This is a genomic window from Corynebacterium striatum (assembly GCF_016728105.1).
In the GTDB taxonomy this organism is placed as follows: domain Bacteria; phylum Actinomycetota; class Actinomycetes; order Mycobacteriales; family Mycobacteriaceae; genus Corynebacterium; species Corynebacterium striatum.
Window position 1 is genome coordinate 19,962 of the sequence record NZ_CP068158.1, and the last position, 21,344, is coordinate 41,305.

A 21,344-nucleotide genomic window follows, 5' to 3' on the forward strand; every position below is an offset into this window, starting at 1 on the left:
TTGGAGCATATATTTTCCGCAAACGCGGAGTTCAGAGCATGAAAATCAACGATTCCGGACACACATTTTGTCGCTTAACCCTTTCTCGCCGATGACGCTTCGGTTCTTGTCATTGTCGATCAACCCAACAACATCGGCCGGTTAACCGTCGCAGTCGCCCAAGACATGGGGGCCGACGTTCGCTATCTACCGGGGCTTGCGATGCGGCAGCTCTCTCGCATCCACGTCGGCAACTCCAAGACCGATGTGCGCGACGCCTACGTCATCGCCCATGCCGGTCTTAAACTTCCGGATGCCTTGCGCAGCGTCGACCGCGTTGAGGAAGTCTTTATCCAGCTGAAAGTGCTCAACGGTATTGACGAAGATCTCGCCCGGGCCTACACACGCCTGATTAACCAGATGCGATCCGCGCTCGTGGGAACCTATCCTGCATTCGAACATGTTCTGCGCGGACAGGTGATTCATCGCAAGTGGATCCTCCACCTACTTGCGAAATACGGTGGCCCCACCAAGATTCGACGCGTCGGTAGAGCACGTCTGGCAGCCTTTGCGCGCAGTCACAGGGCGCGCAATCCTGAGCCTGTCATCGATGCCATGCTTGCTGCCATCCACGGGCAGACCGTGTCCATTGCCGGGGCAGAATACGCCGAACTTGGCGTAGCAATGTCCGCCAAAGATGCATTGGCCAAACTCGAGCATCGTAAAGAAATCGAGGCACAGGTACTCAAGCTCATCCAGGACATTCCTCACACCGAGATTCTTTTATCCATGCCCGGCATCGGTCCGCGTAGCGCCGCGCAGATCCTCATGACCGTTGGCGATATGTCCGACTTCCCCGATGCAGCGCACCTAGCGTCCTATGCAGGCCTATCACCGCGGACGAATCAGTCGGGAACGTCCATCATGTCGAATTCGCCCAACCGGGCTGGCAACAAAAAATTAAAGAACGCCCTATGGCAATCGTCTTTTGCATCGATCAGATTCCACGAGCGTTCCCGACAATTCTATGAACGAAAACGCAAAGAAGGCAAAAGACACAACGCCGCAGTTGTCGCACTCGCACGCCGACGCCTAAACGTTCTCTTCGCCATGATGCGTAGCGGCGAGCTCTACCGAGACATCTCCACAGTCCAAGAGGTCACAGCAGCTTAGAACCAACAGCTCCCATCCAAGCCGATTGAGCAGCAAGCCCAATCGGCTCCTCGAGATGCCCGAAAACAACATTCACACGGCGAAGCAGAAGCCCTTCATACCCCCAACAACCTCACCCACGGAGTTGACAACCTATATAGGAACACCCCCTCAACACAAAGCCTAGTTGGAGCGGCGGCGCAGCAGCACCAGGAACCCAGCAACGACGAGGGCCAAAACGCCCAGGCCGATCGCGACGTTGCGCCAGGAAGCCGATGGCTCAGCCTCAGCTTCCGGAGAAGCGTCCGCGGAAGAATCCGCACCCTCACCACCGACGACGCCTCGGATCCACTCGGCCTGCTCGGCAACCGGCGCCACCGCGACGGCGGCATTAGAGGTCATTTCCTCCTCCGTCGGGTTGTCCGGGTCCTCGAAGAGTCCAGCCGACATGATGCCGGCGACCTTGCCGTCGGCGAAGATAGCGCCGCCGGAGTCGCCCGGCTGGATACGGGCGCCGTTCTTGAGGGCGACCTCGAGGGCGGTTGGGGCGTCGAAAAGGGCGAGCGGGGAATCGCCGCGGACCTCGGCCTCGGCGGAGGGCAGCTCGGTGGAGCCTCCCGAGCCGTCGGAGGACCAGCCGTAGATGTTCACAGCGCCGGCGGGGACCTCGTCTGCAACCTCGGCGAACGTATCTAGCTGCATTTCCTCTTCGGTGTGGAGCAGGGCGATGTCGCCGCGCGGGGCAACCTCGTGGCGGTCCACCTTGTAGACGCGCTGGTCGTCTCCCTGGCCGGTGCGCACCGAGCCGCCCGGCTTGGCGGCGGCCTCGACGCAGTGGCGGGCGGTGATGACCCAGTGGGGGTCGATGGCGGTGCCGGTGCAGACGCCGTCGTCGGGATCGGAGTCGTCGACACGCACGGAGACCACGGGCTTGGCTTCGTCGACGTCGCCGGCGAAGGTGGTGCTTTCCATCGCCCATGCGGGCTGGGCGACGAGGGCGCCTGCGACGGCGAGGCTAGCTGCGAGCTTTTTCACGATTGTTCTCCTTCACTACCGCGGTGATGCGGCGAATTACAGTTTCAAGCGGCCCGCGCTGAAATATCGCGAGCCATACGTAAGCGATCACGATGGCGCCGCCCACGGTCACCCAAACGTTGAGCCACTCGGCGGTGAGCACGTGGATGCAGTACAGAGTCAGCGGCATCCGGCCCAGCGGGGCGAGCCATCCGAGCCAGCGTTGCGCCAGGCAGCACAGGGCGCAGATGCTTATCGACGCCCCCACGCTGCCCACAACGTCCATGAGTCCTCCGGTGTGGCCGGTGGCGTCGAGAAGCGGTGGCAACGGTGTGGTCCAGCGCAGCGCCACATCCAGGGCGAACAGCGCCCCGCCGACCACGAGGCCGGGCCACAACGGCATGTAGCGTTTGAACAGGATGCCGGCGATCATGAGCGTGGCCCACATCATGGGCGGGTACGGCCAGGACGACGGCGCGAGCACCGCCGAGCCAAAAGTGAGGGCGCACGCGAGCCACAGCAACAGTGGTGTGTCCCAGCGTGGCGCCCAGGCGAGCAGCGCCATGCAGACCCCGATGGTGCCGAGCACCACCACGATCGACCCCGAAAATGGGGCGAGCGCGAAGTGCAGGGCGATCAGAAGGATGCCGCGCACGATGAACTCGGCGGGCTGGGCGCGCATGTACCCCATTGAGACACCGGCGATGAAGGCGAACAGTGCGGCCGGGAAGCCGAACAGCACCTGTGCAGTGATGCCCTCTTGGACGGTGAGGTGCGCGACCATCATGGCGACGAGTGCCACCGCGCGGGCGGCGTCGATTCCTACGTTTCGGGTCTGCATGGCTGTGGAAGTTACGCAGCCAGATGTTGCGGTGACGTTAACGTGGGCGCAACACCCCCGCCGATACGATCGGGCTCATGACAATTCGGGTACTTGTGATCGACGACGAAGCCTATCTCGCCGACGCCATCGCCACCGCACTCAACAACGCAAACATGCAGGCTAGTGCCGTGTATGACGGCTTGGAGGCGCGTTCGCGTATCGACGACACCCGCCCCGACGTCGTCGTGCTCGACCGGGACCTGCCGGGGTTGCATGGTGATGAGGTGTGCAGGTGGGTCGTCGATACGCATCCCGCGACCCGGGTGATCATGCTGACCGCGTCCGGCTCCCTGGACGACAGGCTGGAAGGCTTCGGGCTCGGCGCCGACGATTATCTGCCCAAACCGTTCGAGGTGCCGGAGTTAATCGCGCGGGTTAATGCGTTGGCGAAGCGCAACGCCCCGGCGCGCGGCGAGGTGTATCGCTGCGGGGATGTGCGCCTAGACACCTTTCGGCGCGAGGTCACCCGTGGTGGCGAGACGGTGCCACTGAGCCCGAAGGAGTTCGCTGTGCTCGAGGTACTCATGGAGGCCGACGGCGGGGTGATCTCTGCCGAGGACCTGCTCGCGGAGGCGTGGGACGAAAACGCGGACCCGTTCACCAACTCCCCGCGCGTGACGGTGTCGCACCTGCGCAAGAAGCTAGGCGAACCGCGCATCGTGCACACCGTGGCCGGCGCCGGCTACTACGTGGCGGAGGAGGAACGATGAGGCTGAGTTTGCGGGCCCGCATTACGGTGATGTTCGTGGCCACGGTGCTTGGGATGGGGTTGGCTCTGATCGGGCTGGTGTATGCCTACCTGAAGCTCACCCCGGTGCCGGTAACGGCCACCTTCCCCACGGTGGAGGACGGTGTCATCATCGACGGTGCCGTGCCGATCACCAGCGAGATCCTGCGCCGCGTCCTCCTCGCCTCCCTGTCGGTACTTGCCCTGTTGACCCTGCTTGCGGGTGTGATCGGCTGGTTCGTGGCAGGCCTGGTGATCAAACCTCTTCGCGACATTGCCGACGACGCCGCCTCCGTCACCCGCGGCGACCTCTCAGCCCGCATCACCCACCATGGTCCCGACGACGAGGTCGGCGAACTCGCAGACGCGCTCAACGTCATGCTCGACGAATTGGCGGGCGCAGTGGAGCGCCAGCGCCGGTTCGCCTCCAACGCCTCCCATGAGTTGAAGACTCCGATCGCAACCATCCAGACCATGGCAGACGTGGCCCTGACCGGCGACGACGGCGGGCTGCGTCCCACGCTAACCCGCGTGCGCGAGGTCAACGCCCGCAGCGCCGACACCGTCGCCGCCCTACTCCAGCTGGCCAACGTGGACGTGCGCGACCGGCAGCGCCTCGACCTGGCAGAACTGTGCCGCGAGGTGTGCGCCGACCGCAACGTCCCCGCCGACGCCGTGCCCGTGACCGTGGACGCCTCCCCCACCCTGACCCGCCAGGCGGTGGACAACCTGGTGCGCAACGCACTCACCCACGGCAACAACCCCGCGCTCACCCTGCGCAAGGTGGGCAACTTCGCTGAGGTCACCGTGGAATCCGGCGGCGAGACCTACTCCGCGGCCGAGGTTGCAACCTGGACCGAACCATTCGCGCGCGCCGAACGCACCGCAGGTGCCGGCCACGGGCTCGGGCTGGCACTCGTCGATGCGATCGCGAACGCCCATGGCGGATCCCTGGTGCTTGCGCCGCGGGCCGGTGGTGGGCTCGTCGCAAAGCTATCGCTTCCGGCCTAAAGCTCCCGGATGTAGAGCAGCATGCGGGAGCCTTGCTCGATGTTGGTCAGGCCGTGGCGTTCGTAAAAGCGGCGCGCATCGGTGTCTACCTCGTCGACGTTGATTTGTAATTCGCCGGCGCTGTGCTTGCGGATCTCCTCGAAGACCCGCTGCAGCAGCGCCGTGCCGACCCCGCGATTGCGGTGGGCAGGTGCGACGTAGAGCTCGTCGAGCATCGCCACCGGCCCGTCGTAATACGGGCTCGGGCGCAGGGTGACGTAGGCGAAACCAATATCGCCGGCGAGGAGAACGAAGGCGTCGTCGTGTGCGATGATCTGCGCAAACCGCTCCTCAAGGCCTTCGGGAACCGGGGTATCAAACTCTGTGTTGAAATCGCGCAATAGCTTTGCGACGACCCCCGCGTCCGCTACCTCCGCGACCCTGATCTCGTTGGTTGTAGTCATATGCGCACACCTTAACGGGTTAAGCGACAAAATGTGTGTCTGCTATCGGCGTGTCGCGGGGTTAGATGTGGCCTTTTTGGATGCCGATTGAGTGTGTGTACTCGGTATCGATACCGTTGTCGTAGAGGGCTGGTTGTCCTGTTTCATAGTCGGCTTGGTTCTCGTTTCGGGTCAGGGTTGTAACTTTGGCGAGTTGGTTCTGGCCCCAGTTGGACTGTCTGGCGATTTCTATTGGATCGCCAGGCAGTTCCGTTTTCAGATACAGCCACCAATCCAGCATTTTGCGTTGGTGCTCACCGCGTCTGCCGCGATGAGTTCTTGCAAGGAGCTTCAGCTGGGCGTTGATGCCGCCTTCAAGACTGTTGGTGGTGGATTTGATCCGGTGCGGCTCGAGCACACCTTTCGGGGGCTTGAGGTAGACAAACAGCAGGTCATTGCGCCACAGGTGGTTGAGACTGTTGTAGGCCTTGCGCACGTTGACATGGGTCCACACGAGTGTGTCTTTTGCTGTTTTCGGGTCTTTGACCTGTGTCTTTTCGTTGAGCCAATCCTTGTAGAGCGTGTGAAACTCTTGCAGTTGTGCACCCCATTGTGCAGCCTCGTCCAGGGTGGTGATGCGGGTGAGTTTCAGCGCGAGTCGGTAGATGGTGCGGCCAGCATCAGTGCGTGGTCGTGAGGTGGTGTAGCGGCGTACTCTGCGTTGGGCGTGCACGAGGCAGCGTTGGATTTTGGTGTTTGGCCAGCACGTTTTAATTGCGCTTGTGGCTCCTCGGCCACCGTCGATCACAGCGATCAACGGTGCTTCGATGCGCTCGAGCAGGCGCTTGTAGTCGTGTGTGGTTTCTTGTTTGCACCAGTGCCAGGCGATGACGTGGTCGAGCGTTGCCGCCACGATCAGACAGCCACCTGCGGTGTAGGTGCCGTCGATGAAGATCTGGTCGTAGACCCTGCCTGTATGGCCGATGGTCGGGTCAGGCACGTCAACCAGCCAAAAGGCATCGAATTTGCGCTGCAGCGTACGTGTCGAGCAGCTCATGTTGCCGGCGATCGCCGCAAGACTGGTCCCGGCGGTCAGGTGCTGGATGAACGCACGAAATAGGGCTGCGTTGGTGATATCGCTGCGCTGCTTGGTCAGTGAAGCACCGCAGATTTTGCACCGCCACCGGGTCGTCCCGTTGCTGGTGGTGCCGTTTCGTTTCATATCGCCGCCACAATGGCAGCGTGGTCGGTTCTTTGGCATTGGGCAACCGAACCACCGCTCCGTAGCACACCATGGCAGCCACACCGGGGATTTTCGCAAGAGAGGGCCAATATATGCTTTTGGAGCATATATTTTCCGCAAACGCGGAGTTCAGAGCATGAAAATCAACGATTCCGGACACACATTTTGTCGCTTAACCCACGCGTGGGGATTGAGGGTGTGAATCCCACTGTCGTGGGTTTGATGAGGTAGTCGATGTTGCGGAAGCTTTGGCATCGGCGTGCGTTGTGCTCCGTACGTTGTTTCAAAAACGGGTTTCATCAAACGGAACAAAACCTGGGACACTTCATATCCCACCCCAGGCCTAATGACTTGGGTGCAGCGGCAACGCTCATCCGATTTAGGCAGAGTCGTTGCAGGATCCAGTGGGTCACCTGGTCCGTGGTCTTTGAATTGTCGGGCGCGCAGGCAAGGCCAGCACGGAAGATCTTCTGCAAGCAACGCTTGTTGGTGCACCGGTAGCGTGGAAGGCGCACATGAAGTTGTTGGGTGGCCGACGATGGGCAGATCGACCAGGCTGCGGATGACGTGGTCGCGGAATACTCCAGGCTGCCCGCAGGTAGGGCATTCATTGATCGGCTCGACGGGTTCGGCTTCAATAACAGTGACGTCACCGTTTTCTGTGGCACCGGTGATAGTAGTTCCTAGTTTTGCGGTGCGGCAGATGGTATCGACGATGACATTTCCGTTAGGCTGCACAGTAGGTCCTTAGTTTTGTACGGATGGATTAGATACCTTTTTCCTACAAAGCCAAGGACCCCAATATCTTGTGCCACGCCCGAACCCCCGGCGAACTAATCAATGCACTCTAAAACCGGAAGAGCCCTTTTAGTACTACTGGTGGATTTCGGTTTTGGTGGGGATTAACGCCGCCGGCTTCGGTTTTTCCGTTGAGGAGGTCGTTGACTACTTCCCGATGGTGAAATGGGTCGATGGTGAGGTAGAGAGGAACCAGTCACCTGGAAGAGATCGATCCAGTCGTTGGTGTGCAATCTGGGAGGTAGGGTCGCGGGGTCGATTCCTCGCGAGCGCAACCATGATTGTGTTTCTGAACGTGATGAAAACAACCCTGCCCTTCGGAGAATTTCCCCTATCCCGCGTCCCCGGGCAGTGAAAACGGTGTGCACCATCGCCTGAAAGGCTTTGCGCTGCTCTATCGGAATCTTCGGGTCACCCACCCGGCGGATCACTAAGATCCCCCCGTCAACGTTTGGCTGTGGCCGGAAAGCAGTCCTTGGTACCCGAGAACCCAGGTGAAATGTGAACCATGGGGACCACTGAGCCGTCATCATCGTGCTTGCGCCTACCCCGGCCCGGCGGCGAGCGACTTCCCACTGCATGAGGAGTACAGCGTCAGTCCATGCTGGCGCATGCAGCAACTTTCGAAGAATGGCAGTGGTGAGGTGAAAGGGAATGTTTCCCACAATGACGCAGGGAGTGGCGGGTAACCGGAAGTTAAGGAAATCATCATGGACCACTTCGACCGCCGCCGAGGAGGTTTCTTGTGTGATTTTGGCAGCTAGTTTTGCGTCCACTTCAACTGCCGTTATCGCCCTCCCCAAGTGGGCCATCGGGTGAGTGAGGGCACCGCTTCCTGGTCCGATCTCAATGATGGGGCCGGAGGTTTGTTTCACAAGGTCGATGATGGAGTTGATGATCTTGTGGTTGGTGAGAAAATTTTGGCCATGCTCGTGACGGCCGTGTCCGTATGCAGACATCAGGTGTGCTCCTTGGATTTGAAAGGGAGCCGGGCATGACAAATAGCCGCCCGGCTAAAGGACCGGAGTGGTTTTTAACCTACGGGGTAGGAAACCGCCTTAGCGGTTGGTGCGCAACCGCAAGAAAGCGGTACCTGAAATCAACATGGGTCTAATTATATCCATTTAAAGGGTAATTGTTTGTCCTATTTTTCGCTCCGGTTGCGGGCGCGCTGTAAGGCGGTATGGTTTTGGGTGTCCGCAGCGCGCTTCCCCCGGCGCATAGTCGGACGGAAGGAAAATAAAAAGCCACGACTCCCGCACCCCCGTAGGTGGCTTCTCCCCTAGTGCTTCCAACGACGAGAAGCACTAGGGGAGTTTCCTTTAGCGCGTAGCTTCCAGCCGTTCTTTGAGACTGGTGGCTAAGTCTGTAAGTTCATCTGGATTATCTGCGGGCCATTGTTGAGACAAATTCCTCTGTGCTACACGCACGAACTTAGCGAGTATGCCAGCGTCGCGGGCCAGTGGGGAAGTGGCAGGCAACTCCGCTTGTATTACCTGTAGGTGTTTGGCGGCGTCTAGCGCGTACTCGTAATCTCCAGCACCCTCGTGGGCTTTGATGAATAGGGCGCACAGGTGCGCGTCCCGAGCTTCATAAACAATGTCGGTCACCGCTTCACGTCACTATTCATCCCCCAGCTACACGGCCAAACAATTTTGTCTCCGTTAGTTTTTGTTGCTTTTAACTTTCCCCAACCTGAACCAATTACATTGACAATGGGAGTCCAAAAAGCCAGAGCAATAATCCAGCCCCCCACCGTTTTTATGCCCAAATCGCTAAGACTTATAGGGGTCAAAGCTTCGATGAACAGCACGATAGCCAAAAGCACCCAAGCAAAAAACGTGGTTCTCTCTAGGGAATAATCGTCCGGATTATCGGTCACTTGATACCCACATTTAGAAGCTCTCCGCATCCAACAAGATCTAGTCAGAAACACAGCGAAACCGACTAAGGCAAGAAGTGCCGCGAAACCACTACCGAATTGTTCAGCACTTCCCGCAGGGGACGCAAACATGTGGCATACCTCTATAACAAAGATGAAGAAACCACACAGAGCGACAAGACGATTAATGCAAGAGTAGTTCCTTGCCCGTCCCGTCAACGGCGCTTCCGTCTGACCTTTTTCGACAACCTCGGGGCCGCTTTCCAGCTCAGTTAATGGAAGTCCATCTGAGTCCAATGCTTCCACTGCCTTAGAAAGTGCCTCGTTTGTAATTGCCGCTACTTTTGCTAGATACTCGCTAAATGTACGAATGACCCCCTCGGCATCATTTCGCTCGGTCGCGAAATCGACAACAAAAAGGAAATCACCGTACCATTCATCAGATACTGCTTCTTTAATCTTGTCGAAGCTTTCCCTGACTGAAGGATCACATACAAATGGATCCGCTTTTGCCAACTCCGACTTCACTCGAAAACGGTATTTCTGCACAAGCGTCTTAGAAATTTCCGAAAAGTCTTCTTCAGAAGATACGAGCTTGTCTACTTCATGCGGCTTACTTATAAGCTGCATTTCTTCTAGCGTTTCCCCTAGGACAGATCTAACGGCCTCCATTTGCCGAATGCGCTTCTTCTCTAACTTACTATCGGCGAGAGATTTTTCCTTTTGCTTGTCAACTTTCCGGTTTCTAACGTAATTGAAAAGTATTGTCGCAAAAGACCCGACGACCGCCCCAGATCCACTCCACGCTAAAAATCAATCATTCCATCTCCGTAGGTAATATTAGTTATATAGAGTACACCCTATTGTTACGCCGGTTTGGTGCGGAATGTTTGCTGTAAAATAGGGCCGTTCCCAGCATTGTTTTACACGTGTCTAGTGGGGTCTAGGCCTTATGTTTACAGAAAGTGGTGAGTGTGGTGCTATCGTCTGACGGTTTCCATATTGAAAGTCATATTGACTCTGTGCCCGCGTTGGCGCGGGTGAAAAATCTGCATGGTGGGTTGTCGTCGGGGCAGCAGGCGTTGGGCAGGATTGTGCAGTCCTTGCTTGCTGACGCTGATGGTCTCGACGGTGTTCAGCTTTATGCCCTCTCGGATGCAATCGAGTCGTATCGTGATGCGGTCATTGCCCAGGAGAATGCTGCCTTTAACTCTCCGCGGGGCGAAAACTAATGGCTAAGGACTCCGGTTCGCGTGGGCAGCGGGTGGGATATATCCGTGTTTCGACGGTGGAGCAGAATAATCAGCGCCAGAAAGAACTACTGTCCACGTCTGGAAGTATTGACCGGTTCTTTGAGGATAAGATTTCCGGCCGCACCAAGACTGAGCGTCCTGGGCTTGGAGAGTGTATGGCGTATGTACGCGACGGTGACGAGCTCGTCGTCTCGTCGATTGATCGCCTCGCCCGTTCGCTAACCGATCTGCGCGGCATTGTCGACGAACTCACCGACAAGGGTGTGACCGTTACCTTCCTGCACGAGAATCTATCCTTCTCGAAAGACACCACGGATCCGCGCGCGGATTTAATGCTGGGTATCCTCGGCAGCTTTGCGGAGTTTGAGCGGGCCATTATCCATGAGCGCCAGGCGGAGGGGATTGCGTTGGCGAAAAAGGCCGGCAAGTACAAAGGTCGCAAACCAGCCCTAAGCCCAGAGCAGGTGGCCGAGATTAGGCGGCGCGTGCTGGCAGGGGAGTCAAAGGCGGCACTCTCGCGGGAGTTTGGGGTCACTCGCCCTACGGTGTATCGGGCGTTGAAAAAACGCCTAGGGTAGTGCAGCCGTATCAGTAAATCTGCACACCTGTCAGCCCTGTTATATGTCTTGCCATATGGTGGGACATATGTTTAGCCATATGCTAAAGCATATGTCCAGTTATGTTTAGGTATACCTGCGTATTTGTAGATTAACCAAGAACTACCAGAGTTCCATTACAAGCGGAAGAGGACAGTAGAAGCACTTCCCCCAAACTCCAAAGGCTACGCAAATTCGAAATCTAGGCCACCTGTCAGATGCGGGTTTTGGGTACCGGTGTTCCGGAGACCCGGTACTGCCGGGTTCCGGGTAGTTGGTACCGGGGCCGGGCCGACGGAGTCGGCCCGGCTGTTTGCTTTATTCGTCCGGTTCTATTGGGGCGGTGGCCTTGCGCATGTCGAAGTCTCCGATACGGATTCGGTGGCCGTTGTTGAGGCGGCTTACGAGTGAATCGGCTCCGACTCTGTCTGGCAGTGTTTCAACCCAATAGGCGGCAGCTGATTGGGAGGAGATCAGTGTCGGGAGCCGACCGTCGCGGTCGAATATGATCTTGGTTAGGTCTTCTTGCCCGCGCTGGTTGATGCTGATGGTCATAAAGTCGTCGATGATAAGGACATCGACGTTGATCAGTTTCCGCATCTTATCGAGGTAGTTTTGGTCAGTCGGTGAGAAGACCGCCAGCATGTCTACAAGTTGATCCAGCCGGTAGTACGCCACGGAGTATCCAGCCTTGCACGCGGCGATACCGATGGCGCAGGCAATGTAGGTCTTGCCTGTTCCCGTCGGGGCGAGGATGTGAATGTTGGTCGGGTTTTCCCGCCAGTTAGTTGCTGCGATTCGTTTCAGCTGGCGCATGTTGATACCGCGTTGTTCTGCCTGGGTGATTTCAGCCAGGCTTGCATCCGGGTATCGGAATTTAGCCTGGGTTATAGCCTTGGCAATGTTGCGTTGTTGGCGTTGTGTGTAGGCTTCTTCGACTGCGGCGAGGAAGATGTCTTCTGGTAGCGCATCCGCATAGGCCTCGTCGTTGACAACCTCGTAGAAGATGTCAGCGAAGGTCGATACGCGAAGCTTGCGCATTTTCGCCCGCACAATCTCGTCGTCGATGCTGCTCATGGTTTCACTCCTTATTGCTTCTAGTTTTCGTAGTGGTCAGCAGGCCGGATAAAGACGGCATCGGCCACCTCACCGGTAAGCGGGGTACTTGGGCGTGGGTGGTGCTTGGCCACAGGCTGTGGTTTTGCCCCTGGTGGCCCGGGATGTTGTTGGGCGTGGGCAATGTCAGTCTGCATGCGTTTGATCACTGCCATCGTGGGGGCCAGCTTCTTGTCTAAGACCTGCTGGCATGCAGGTTCGAGGGTGGCTTTGTTGTGCTTTTTGCCCAGGTTGGCCAGCACGTTGCGTGCCTGAATGAGTCCGCGGGGGATGGCGGCACTATTGCGGTCGAGGATCATCGCTATGACTGCGTGCGTTGCTGCCCCGAACGACGAGGCCCAGGCCAAGAGCTCATCACGGGTAAGCGCCTTGTGGCCTTCATCGTCGCCACGCGGTGCATGCTGAGGGTTGGTGGAATACCGGTATTTGAATCCGTGAAGGCGCGTGTGTTCAGCAACAAGCTGCTCCCCGTTGAAGATGCTTACTAGTTGCGGGGTGAGCCTGACTGTTACCGATTCTCCCACCAGCTGAAATGGCACTGAATAGTACTGGTAGTCACAGGTGATGTGCCAATTGCGGTCGACTTTAAGCCGCTTATAAGACACTTCCGTAAACGGCGTCGGCGGCAGATCCCGCATCATTGGTGCCTCTTCTTGCTCAAAGCGCATGCGCCGTGTTGAGCCATCAGGCCGCGTCATTGCGCTGTTGATATCGGCAAGACGGCAAGCGATCGCCTCATTGAGTTCATCGAGATTGTAGAAGACCTCGTCGCTGAAGTACCCGAGTATTTTGGTGTAGGCGATTTTCACGGCACGTTCTACTGCCGCTTTGTCGCGTGGCCTGCCGGGCCGAGTCGGCACGATCGTGACCCCGTAATAGTCGGCAAACGCTGCGTAGCGGTCAGTGACCATCCGGTAGCCTGAATACTTCCTCGGCCGGTAGGTCGCCGTAGAAGCATTATCTGGCACGATGACTGCTGGTACTTTGCCAAGATAGTTCAACGCTTTGACGTGGCACTCAATCCACGACGGCATCTTCTCATTCGCAGCAGCAGTAACGTACATCAGCCCTGAGTATGGGCTGACCGCGACGAACAATGACGCCTTGAATGCGGTATCACCACTGGCCTGATCCGTCACTGGCACTTTGTCACCGGCCCAGTCAACGTAAAGCTCTTGGCCTGGCTCATGGGTGATAACTTCAACGAGATCATTGGCACGCAGAAACTCATTGAGCCCACTGCAAAACTGGGAGTACTGGTACTTTGTCTTGTCCGTCGGACACGGCTGCGATAAGTAGTCCATCCACAGCTTATGCCTGGTCACATGCTTTGTACTTTTCAGCTTGCGTGCAAGAGCGTGAAAATCAGGCTGGTCGTAGGACATCGTCCGTTTACTCCGGTCGTCGCTGAATCGATCATCGAACCATCCCGGTGGAAGTTGACGGAAACGCTCTGGAGTTAGTGCCTCATCGTTGATGACTTTCTTTGCGCGGGATACTTCTCGTCGTGAACATCCCAATGCGTGTGTGATCTGCGCGTAGCTAGCACCATCAAGGCACATCGCGATGATCTGTTTGAAGTTGGCCACAAGGACCAGCTCCTTCCAAGTAGAAGTTGACGCAACACCAGCGGATCGTGGTGCCGCCAACATCAACTATGAAAGAAAACCCCCTTGCAGTACCGGGTACGTGGAACCCCGGTACCAACTACGCGGACTCGCGGTACCAACTACCCCAAATCGACAGCCACCATGGGAATTTAGCACTCCTCGCCCTCTACTCCTTCACGGAGACCACCGCACACCTTTCAGCCCGGCATAACTGCTAACGTTATTTTCGGTTCACAATCATCCTTCACCGTAAGTGGTGGAGGTCGGGCGGGCGATATTGGTTTGATAACATAAAGTATGACTATTGAGATACGTTATGCGCAGCCATCAGACATTCCCCACGCTGCGCGCACTCTAACTTCGGCGTTCGAATCTTACCCATGGACTCAATGGAGTATCCCGAGGGATAGTTACCGACAGCGTCTTTTTCGCCTGCAGTATATCTATCTGTCGCATGCAGTCGCGAACGGTCTTGTCGTCGTTAGCAAAGAATTAGATGCTGTTGCCGCTATACTTCCACCGGGATGCCCCGATCTGAAAGGAAGCCAACAATCTGAAGTTGCGAACCTTATGGGTAACCGTTTCAAAGATATGTCACAGGTTAAACTGCCGAAGCGGCCTACTGATTCTTGGCATTTTGCAACATTGGGCGTCCAGCCCAAACAGACTGGCCACGGATTAGGGACGGCACTCATCCAAAAGTGTCTTGACCAAGTATCGAGATCATCAACACCACAGATAGGCTTAGAAACGTCCACCAAAAGCAATGTTAACCTTTATAGCAAACACGGCTTTGAGCTAGTACATGAGACACATGTTAAAAAAGGGCTAGTTGTGTATTCCATGTTATATAAGAATGCAGGCCGCTATGTTATGAAAAAATAAACCTTAGGCAGTTTGAGCATTTCCGTATCACCGAAAGCTTGGAATACCTTTTAGACTCAGATAGATTGAGCACCTTCATAGAGTAGAAGGCTTAGCTTTAATAACAGTCGGAAGAGCGGCTTGCCCCGCAATAATCTGTGCAAAATCAGCATCTATAGAGCGCAGCAAGCGTATCGCATAGCGATGAGCAGACCAGAGACGCTTAACATCAAGCATCGGGCGTAAGTGCGCAGCTCGATTCCTCATCCACCGTAATTCGTGGGCATAACGGTATACCGCTTCACGCCGGACACCCTGGAACCCTAACGACAGCGCTTCGTTCCAGATCTCGACGCGTTTGTTCTTGGGGCCCGCTTCTGGGGAAGGAAGAAGGCTAGTCCACGATCCAAAGTTCAAACTCGCCACGAGATCATCATGTGTTGGAGGAACGGATCTCTTCGGACGGCTACTTGGATGGGGCTTACCATAATTATCTAGAGCCTTTTTCTCCCACCACCTCGGATATAGATCCGAAGCCTTCTGGGGCCGCCATGATGCTGGAGCATTGGGTCGGACTAAATGTTGCAAAATCGTTGGAGCTGGATTGACAATCCAACCCTCATGACCCCCACTGTCAATATTCCATTTTACGGAGACGCGTGTCGATTGTGTCCCGGAGCAGCACTTCAACTATCCCCGTCAGTTCAGTAACTGCACCGGCAGCTTGAATATTCCAAAGATAGAGTTGCGCTGCTTCGACGAGTCCTGTTGTAGCTTGCCGATATGTCTGAAAGCGCGCAGGAGGAATAGCCCACTCTATTTGCCTAGCCGCACGATAGGTCAGTTTAGACATCGCGCATTTGCCTTCCCTTCAGAATTGGTATAAGACACCATTCATAAAGTGGGGATAGTACCCGCAATTACAGAATGCCGGCGCTGAGAATCTTTCTCAGGGCCGGATTCTTTTTAGAAGTGAAGCTCATTGCGGTGACGCTTCACATGGGTCTTTAATCCAGAGAGTCTCAACCGAGTACCAGCCGGTGGGATCCTTTTATTGTGCAGCCGCAGTTCAAAGGTGAACTGTGCTGTCACTTTTAGGCTAATGCGCGCGCGACAGTTTCGCAATACTCCCACACTGAGCCCGTAGCCCCTTTTTCTACCGTGGTCGGAAATCTGCGTAGTCGTGCGCCCGTCTCTGTGCACCCGCGAGTCCTGCCATATGGCAGGACATATGTTTAGGCATATGTTATAGCGTATGTTCCGCCATACGCTAAAGCATATGTCTAGTAATACGTAGTCCTAGCTGCTCTTTCGTGCGTCTAGCTAGGGTGTTGGGCGGGGACATTGACGGACTTAAACATGGCTACGAGTGACTCTGTGCGCGTTTCCCCCTCATGGGCAGCTTTTACAAAAGGAGGAGAGGAATTACTCCACTAGGTCCAGTCGGCGTGCCTACGCATTATGCGGTTGGACCTACAGAGAATGTGCGATGCTTATGCAAAGTAGACGATAAGGATCGTGCCTAGTGCCATGCAGACTAGTGCGTAGAAGCCGGGAAAGAAGAGCGTTTTCTGCTGTAGTTTCCTAGTCGGCGCGGTATCTCCAGCCACAATAAGTGGATCGTCTGCGGAGTTAAGCTTGGTTTCTGCTACATCCACTATCACCCCACCGCCTAGTAGACCAAGCCCGACAATGAGAACAATTCCTGCATGTATTGGAAGATCTGGACTGGTCCACAGATTTGGCAGAATATGAAGCGTCCTGGGTTTAGTTCCTACCTCAGCTAAGGAAGGATTGAACTATGCCTAGAAAGTATTCCGTCGAGTTCAAGGACAAGGCGGTCCATCAGATCATCGAAATGGTCCGCCTGGAATCTTGCTCACTGCAACGCGCCTACACGGAGGTCGGCGAGCTCCTTGGAGTATCTCACCACACGTTGCGGGCTTGGTACCGTGACAGCGCTTCAGTACGCGATAATTCTGACGCTTCAGGCGGCGAAACAATGGAAGAAGAGCTCAAGCGTCTGCGCCGCGAAAACCGCGAACTGAAACGAGCAAACGGGATTCTTAAGACAGCTTCGGCTTTTTTCGCAGCGGAACTCGACCGACCCACGACCAAATGATCTCCTACATCGACACGTATAAAGATCAGTTTGGGGTCGAGGCCATCTGTCGAGTCCTTAAACAAGCAGATCGTGGATTCATTACTTCACGCGGCTACCGCAAAGCTACCACACGTGTTCCCAGTGCAAGAGCCTTAAGCGATAGCCTGCTCATCCCAGAGATACAGCGTGTGCATGCGGAGAATTTCTCGGTCTACGGTATCCGCAAAATGTGGCACGCGATGAACCGTGAAGGCTTTCATATTGGTCGCGACAAGACTGCACGACTAATGAAACTTGCAGGTGTTTCTGGCCGCAGACGTGGGCGAACCCCTGTGACAACGATTAGCCCGAAGACACCGGATCATCGCCCGGACCTAGTGCGCCGAAACTTCCGTGCGCAGGCACCAGGCAGGCTTTGGGTTGCCGACATTACCTACGTTCGCACCCTGTCAGGATTCGCCTACACCGCGTTTGTCGTGGATGTCTTCAGCCGAAAAATTGTTGGTGTTGCTACACGCTCGACAATGCGCACCGATGCGCTGCCCATGGAGGCATTGGAACATGCGTTAACGACTGCAGGACGAATCCATGGAAACCAACTAATTCACCACAGCGATCGGGGCAGCCAGTACGTGTCACTGAAGTATTCCACCGCGCTAGCTGAGTCAGGAATCCGCCCGAGTGTGGGAACAATCGGCGATTCTTATGACAATGCTCTAGCCGAAACAGTCAACGGTCTCTACAAGGCGGAACTGATTCATGCCCAGGGCCCGTGGACGTCGGTCGGAGAAGTCGAACTGGCCACCTTGCGGTGGGTGCATTGGTGGAACACTAAGCGACTTCACGAAGCATTGGACTACGCCACCCCACAGGAAGTAGAAACCGAGTACTATCTCACCCAGCCCATCAACACAGGGCCGTAAAAGAAGCGGAACTAAACCCAGGACGCTTCAATAAACAAAAGCATAAAGGCTGCTCCGATTCCACCACATACCACGCCTGCCCAGATGGGGCTAGAGACTACAAGAGAAAGTATTTTGGCACTCAACTGGTTTATGAGCAAAAGCAGTATCGCACAAAGACCAAGGCTTATAACTTCTGCCCATGCTAGCGGTGAAGGATCATGCTGAACTAGCCCGGAAACTCCTGATAGTCCTAGGACAATGCCGGAAATTTGCAAAAAGGTAGGCAGAAACAGTCGGGCGAGCTTAATATTTGTTGTCGATTCTTGCCCGTTAGAAAGTTCCCTGGCGTATTCTTTCGCCGCCCCAAAGGCCTCTTGTGGTGTTTCGCCAGAGGCGGTGCAGTGATCGTTTACCTCTCCGAGGGCTTGCCCAATTACTTTTCCTGGCACGTCTCTTAGTCGGGACTCGAGGATGAAATCCTCTGTCCACTGGGGGTTAATGTTTGGGGCCAGTTCAAGCTCAAGATCATACTTATGCATTGCTCGTATCCTTTGGTTGTGCGAAAAGCTGGGAGGTTGTGCGGGTAAAGATTGCCCACTGCTGAGTCTGGGCCTCTAAGTGTGTGCGACCAGAATCAGTTAGCTTGTAGTACTTGCGCCCAGGGCCAGATTTACCTGGTTGCCACTGCGCGCTTATCAGCCCATTGCGTTCTAGTCGACCTAAAAGCGGATATAGAGTCCCTCCTTTAATATCTCCTAGCCCAGCGGTTTTGATTTGCGTCGAAATGTCATAGCCATAGGCAGTTCCGTTACGGAGAATATGCATGACCGTAAGCGGTAGTACTGCCCTCAGCCATTGGGATGGGAAACTGCGTTCATCGGCCATATCTAGATAGTAACACTACCTAGATAGAATAACTACCTACATGGGTCTGATCCAACATGTCACCCCGAACCGAAATGATCCCTTCCCCGCACAAGAAACTAACCTTTACAAAAGATGCGCCCACTCCACACGCAGGTTTAATACTGGACAGACTGGGATTTTGCGAATTCTGAACACGCAACCATCCACAAGAACCACGCTGAGGCGACGGCGTTGGCGAAAAAGGCCGGCAAGTACAAAGGCCGCAAACCAGCCCTAAGCCCAGAGCAGGTGGCCGAGATTAGGCGGCGCGTGCTGGCAGGGGAGTCAAAGGCGGGGACCTGACCCCTGTTTGGTAGACACCTGATATCCAGCCCGGTTGGGTTGGGAAGAAAGGTAATCTACCACCATGCCTAGGTATTCCGAACAGTTCAAACGTGATGCTGTGGCCCTCTATGAAAACAATGAGGACCTTTCACTTCACGCGGCTTCAGCAGAGCTTGGAGTCAATCGTTCCTCGCTTTTCTCCTGGCTTCAGCAATACGGCACCGGCAAACGTGCCCGCACGAAGGCCATGCGCGACAACGCCAAGGAGACGACTGATTCCGAGCGAATCCGCCAGCTAGAAAAAGAGAACGCGAAGCTGCGCGAAGAACGCGATATTCTGCGCAAGGCCGCGAAATATTTTGCCGAAGAGACACGCTGGTGATCCGCTTCCAGTTTGTCTATGACCACCGAACCGAGTACTCGGTCAAGCGGATGTGCCATGTGTTAAAGCTCAATCGCTCCTCGTTTTATAAATGGGTCAACACCCACGAAAATCGCAGGTTAAAGATATGTTCCGATGCCCTTATTGGTGCAAGAATCAAGGCCATCTTTGATGATGAGAACGGGCTTTATGGTGCTAAACGCATCGCTGCAAGCCTCAACGACGATACGGACTTCGGCCCGATCAACCATAAGAAGGTTGCGCGCATCATGAAATCCATGGGGCTAAAAGGCTTTAGCAAACGGCGTCGATGCATCACCACCCGGCGCAAGCCTGGTCACCGTGTCATGCCAGATTTAGTAGGCCGTACATTCACCGCTGACGAGCCGAACCGTGTTTATGTAGGCGACATCACCTACCTGCCGTGTAAGGGCGGTAAGAACATGTACCTGGCCACGGTCATTGACACCTATTCACGAAAACTTGCAGGTTATGCACTCGCAGACCACATGCGTGTCTCACTGGTCATCGAGGCTTTGTCCCATGCCAGCACAGTCCGCGGAAGCCTTGACGGGGCTATTTTCCATTCTGATCATGGAAGTGTGTACACCTCACAGGCGTTTAGGGACCACTGCGCCCAACTTGGTGTACGCCAATCCATGGGCGCGGTGGGAACTAGTGCCGATAATGCCCTGGCAGAATCATTTAACGCCACCTTAAAACGTGAAGTGCTACGTGATCGGAAAGTCTTTGATAATCCCATTATCTGCCGGCAGGAAGTCTTTCGATGGTGCATGCGCTACAACACCCGCAGACGGCACTCCTGGTGCAACCTTCTAGCCCCCAATGACTTCGAAGCACTCACATCAGCTACACTGACCCAAGCAGCATAGCTAACCCCCGACGTGTCTACTTTCCGGGGGTCAGGCCCGGGTGAGGTTACCCTCGTTTAGTGGACACCCTATTTGTACGGATCTTGTGTCCGTAAGAGAGGATGTTCATTGTGAGTCAACAGCGCAAGAAGTTCACGCCGGAGTACCGGCGTGAAGCCGCGAACCTGGTAATCGAGTCAGAGCGCCCGATCGCTCATGTGGCTAAGGAAATCGGTGTTTCCGCCGGGCTTTTGGGCCGGTGGGTCAAACTCGAGCGTGAACGCCGAGGATCCTCAGATGGGCTGAGTGAGTCTGATCTTCGTGCTGAGAATGCTCGTCTGCGCCGGGAGCTGGCTGAAGCCAAGATGGATAATGAGTTTTTGTCAAAAGCGACAGCCTTCTTCGCCGCGAAGCAACGCGAGCAGAAAAGTTCGAATTGATGCGGCAGGAGAAGGCGAACTACAGCATCAAGCGCATGGCACGGCTATTAAAAGTGTCTCGGTCTGGATACTACAAATGGGCCCATGCGCAGCAGAAACGACTATCCGGAAAGGATGATCGGGCAGCATTTTACGATGATGTTGACCGTAAGATTCATCAGATTTGGAAAGACTCTGATGAGGTTTATGGTGCTCCGCGGATCACCGCAGAGCTCGCCGAGCGCTACCGCATTTCGCTCAACCGTAAGACTGTGGCGAAGCGGATGCGCATGATGGGCATTGAAGGGATTTCACCGCGTGCCTTTGTCCCGGTGACAACCATTCAATCCAAGCGTAAGTCAACTCTTCCTGACCTGGTCAAGCGCATGTTTGATACTGGTGAGCTCAACCGAGTGTGGATGTCGGATATTACCTACCTTCGCACCGGTGAGGGCTGGCTGTACTTGTGCGCGGTCCGCGATGGTCATTCCCGCAGGGTACTGGGCTGGGCAATGGATAGCGTTCAAGACACACACCTAGTCGAACGGGCCCTGCGGATGGCGCATACGCTGCGCGGTGACGTTCCTGATGGGCTGGTGTTTCACGCTGACCGTGGAACGCAATTTACCAGTGAGAAGCTCTGGGAAGTCTGCCGCAACCTGGGCATCGCTCAGTCTGTGGGGCGCACTGGCGTGTGCTTCGATAACGCGATGGCCGAGTCGTTCTGGTCGACGCTAAAGACTGAATTCTACGACCGTAAGCGATGGCCTACCCGTGATGCCGCACGCAAAGCCGTTGCCTACTGGATGGAAGTCGTCTACAACCGTCGGCGCCGGCACTCTGCACTCGGGATGGTCAGCCCTGTCGACTTCGAAAACCACATTGGTCTAACCACCAGCAGAAAAGAAATAGCTGCCTAAC

The 21,344-nt window shown here is 55.8% G+C and carries 20 protein-coding genes and 2 pseudogenes; 9 read left to right on the top strand and 13 right to left on the bottom strand.

The features are described from left to right. Positions 1-81: 81 nt before the first annotated feature. Positions 82-1,152 (top strand): annotated as a pseudogene (locus I6I72_RS00105) (IS110 family RNA-guided transposase); the annotation flags it as partial. 162 nt (positions 1,153-1,314) lie between these two features. Here I6I72_RS00105 and I6I72_RS00110 read toward each other — a convergent pair. Both I6I72_RS00110 and I6I72_RS00115 read right to left on the bottom strand, forming a co-directional pair. Next, positions 1,315-2,166, bottom strand: coding sequence for a trypsin-like serine protease (locus I6I72_RS00110; RefSeq protein ID WP_049147424.1), 852 nt, complete (start codon positions 2,164-2,166; stop codon positions 1,315-1,317). After that, a complete protein-coding gene (locus I6I72_RS00115) occupies positions 2,147-2,986 on the bottom strand; it encodes a hypothetical protein (protein WP_049147422.1) in 840 nt (279 codons plus the stop codon). The genes I6I72_RS00110 and I6I72_RS00115 overlap by 20 nt, the downstream gene beginning before the upstream one ends. Before the next feature lie 77 nt (positions 2,987-3,063). Between I6I72_RS00115 and I6I72_RS00120 the strand changes: the two genes are divergently transcribed. Both I6I72_RS00120 and I6I72_RS00125 read left to right on the top strand, forming a co-directional pair. Continuing rightward, positions 3,064-3,738 (top strand): response regulator transcription factor, encoded by a 675-nt coding sequence (locus tag I6I72_RS00120; protein ID WP_049147420.1) that lies wholly within the window; start codon positions 3,064-3,066, stop codon positions 3,736-3,738. Positions 3,739-4,007: 269 nt separating this feature from the next. Beyond that, entirely contained in the window at positions 4,008-4,766 is a 759-nt protein-coding gene (locus tag I6I72_RS00125) for a sensor histidine kinase (protein WP_236592646.1), read from the top strand. Here I6I72_RS00125 and aac(3)-XI read toward each other — a convergent pair. From aac(3)-XI to I6I72_RS00155, 6 genes and pseudogenes are all read right to left on the bottom strand, one after another. Next, a complete protein-coding gene (aac(3)-XI, locus tag I6I72_RS00130) occupies positions 4,763-5,209 on the bottom strand; it encodes an aminoglycoside N-acetyltransferase AAC(3)-XI (RefSeq protein ID WP_046095284.1) in 447 nt (148 codons plus the stop codon). The genes I6I72_RS00125 and aac(3)-XI overlap by 4 nt on opposite strands. Before the next feature lie 61 nt (positions 5,210-5,270). Next, a complete protein-coding gene (locus I6I72_RS00135; RefSeq protein ID WP_013887464.1) occupies positions 5,271-6,449 on the bottom strand; it encodes an IS256-like element ISCre1 family transposase in 1,179 nt (392 codons plus the stop codon). Between the two features lie 302 nt (positions 6,450-6,751). Continuing rightward, positions 6,752-7,169: pseudogene (locus I6I72_RS00140) on the bottom strand (transposase family protein); the annotation flags it as partial. A gap of 164 nt (positions 7,170-7,333) precedes the next feature. Beyond that, entirely contained in the window at positions 7,334-8,188 is an 855-nt protein-coding gene (gene erm / locus I6I72_RS00145; RefSeq protein WP_005390949.1) for a 23S ribosomal RNA methyltransferase Erm, read from the bottom strand. Positions 8,189-8,287: 99 nt separating this feature from the next. Beyond that, the gene (locus I6I72_RS13940; protein ID WP_071569110.1) at positions 8,288-8,353 is read right to left on the bottom strand and encodes an erythromycin resistance leader peptide; all 66 of its coding nucleotides are present in this window, start codon (positions 8,351-8,353) and stop codon (positions 8,288-8,290) included. Positions 8,354-8,835: 482 nt separating this feature from the next. Continuing rightward, entirely contained in the window at positions 8,836-9,741 is a 906-nt protein-coding gene (locus I6I72_RS00155) for a hypothetical protein (protein ID WP_110302268.1), read from the bottom strand. Positions 9,742-10,151: 410 nt separating this feature from the next. On the opposite strand from I6I72_RS00155, the gene I6I72_RS00160 reads away from it, so the two are divergent. Together I6I72_RS00160 and I6I72_RS00165 are read left to right on the top strand one after the other, a co-directional pair. Continuing rightward, complete coding sequence (locus tag I6I72_RS00160) at positions 10,152-10,343, top strand: hypothetical protein (RefSeq protein ID WP_201807895.1); 192 nt, start codon at positions 10,152-10,154, stop codon at positions 10,341-10,343. Further along, a complete protein-coding gene (locus tag I6I72_RS00165) occupies positions 10,343-10,942 on the top strand; it encodes a recombinase family protein (RefSeq protein WP_201807220.1) in 600 nt (199 codons plus the stop codon). The genes I6I72_RS00160 and I6I72_RS00165 overlap by 1 nt, the downstream gene beginning before the upstream one ends. 336 nt (positions 10,943-11,278) lie before the next feature. Here the strand turns inward: I6I72_RS00165 and I6I72_RS00170 are convergent, their stop codons facing one another. Beyond that, positions 11,279-12,037, bottom strand: coding sequence for an ATP-binding protein (locus I6I72_RS00170; protein ID WP_114975920.1), 759 nt, complete (start codon positions 12,035-12,037; stop codon positions 11,279-11,281). A gap of 20 nt (positions 12,038-12,057) precedes the next feature. Continuing rightward, positions 12,058-13,665 carry an IS21 family transposase gene (istA, locus tag I6I72_RS00175; protein WP_201807221.1) on the bottom strand — a complete coding sequence of 536 codons (1,608 nt, stop codon included), beginning with the start codon at positions 13,663-13,665 and terminating at the stop codon, positions 12,058-12,060. Positions 13,666-13,983: 318 nt separating this feature from the next. Between istA and I6I72_RS00180 the strand changes: the two genes are divergently transcribed. Next, positions 13,984-14,571, top strand: coding sequence for a GNAT family N-acetyltransferase (locus I6I72_RS00180; protein WP_201807230.1), 588 nt, complete (start codon positions 13,984-13,986; stop codon positions 14,569-14,571). Positions 14,572-15,184: 613 nt separating this feature from the next. Here the strand turns inward: I6I72_RS00180 and I6I72_RS00185 are convergent. Next, the gene (locus tag I6I72_RS00185) at positions 15,185-15,403 is read right to left on the bottom strand and encodes a hypothetical protein (RefSeq protein WP_201807232.1); all 219 of its coding nucleotides are present in this window, start codon (positions 15,401-15,403) and stop codon (positions 15,185-15,187) included. Positions 15,404-16,351: 948 nt separating this feature from the next. On the opposite strand from I6I72_RS00185, the gene I6I72_RS00190 reads away from it, so the two are divergent. Then, positions 16,352-17,577, top strand: a protein-coding gene (locus tag I6I72_RS00190; RefSeq protein WP_201806497.1) for an IS3 family transposase whose coding sequence is annotated in 2 segments (ribosomal slippage) — positions 16,352-16,631 and positions 16,631-17,577 — 1,227 coding nt in all. Because the reading frame shifts where the segments join, the coding sequence is not laid out codon by codon here. Positions 17,578-17,588: 11 nt separating this feature from the next. On the opposite strand, the gene I6I72_RS00195 is transcribed toward I6I72_RS00190, so the two are convergent. Together I6I72_RS00195 and I6I72_RS13945 are read right to left on the bottom strand one after the other, a co-directional pair. Further along, entirely contained in the window at positions 17,589-18,098 is a 510-nt protein-coding gene (locus tag I6I72_RS00195) for a hypothetical protein (RefSeq protein ID WP_201807235.1), read from the bottom strand. Further along, the gene (locus I6I72_RS13945; protein ID WP_201807238.1) at positions 18,091-18,444 is read right to left on the bottom strand and encodes a PadR family transcriptional regulator; all 354 of its coding nucleotides are present in this window, start codon (positions 18,442-18,444) and stop codon (positions 18,091-18,093) included. Before I6I72_RS13945 ends, I6I72_RS00195 begins: the two co-directional genes overlap by 8 nt. A 388-nt stretch (positions 18,445-18,832) precedes the next feature. Between I6I72_RS13945 and I6I72_RS00205 the strand changes: the two genes are divergently transcribed. Both I6I72_RS00205 and I6I72_RS00210 read left to right on the top strand, forming a co-directional pair. Continuing rightward, positions 18,833-20,025, top strand: a protein-coding gene (locus tag I6I72_RS00205) for an IS3 family transposase (protein WP_370633393.1) whose coding sequence is annotated in 2 segments (ribosomal slippage) — positions 18,833-19,115 and positions 19,115-20,025 — 1,194 coding nt in all. Because the reading frame shifts where the segments join, the coding sequence is not laid out codon by codon here. 101 nt (positions 20,026-20,126) lie between these two features. Further along, positions 20,127-21,343, top strand: a protein-coding gene (locus I6I72_RS00210; protein WP_201807241.1) for an IS3 family transposase whose coding sequence is annotated in 2 segments (ribosomal slippage) — positions 20,127-20,388 and positions 20,388-21,343 — 1,218 coding nt in all. Because the reading frame shifts where the segments join, the coding sequence is not laid out codon by codon here. Position 21,344 lies beyond the last annotated feature (1 nt).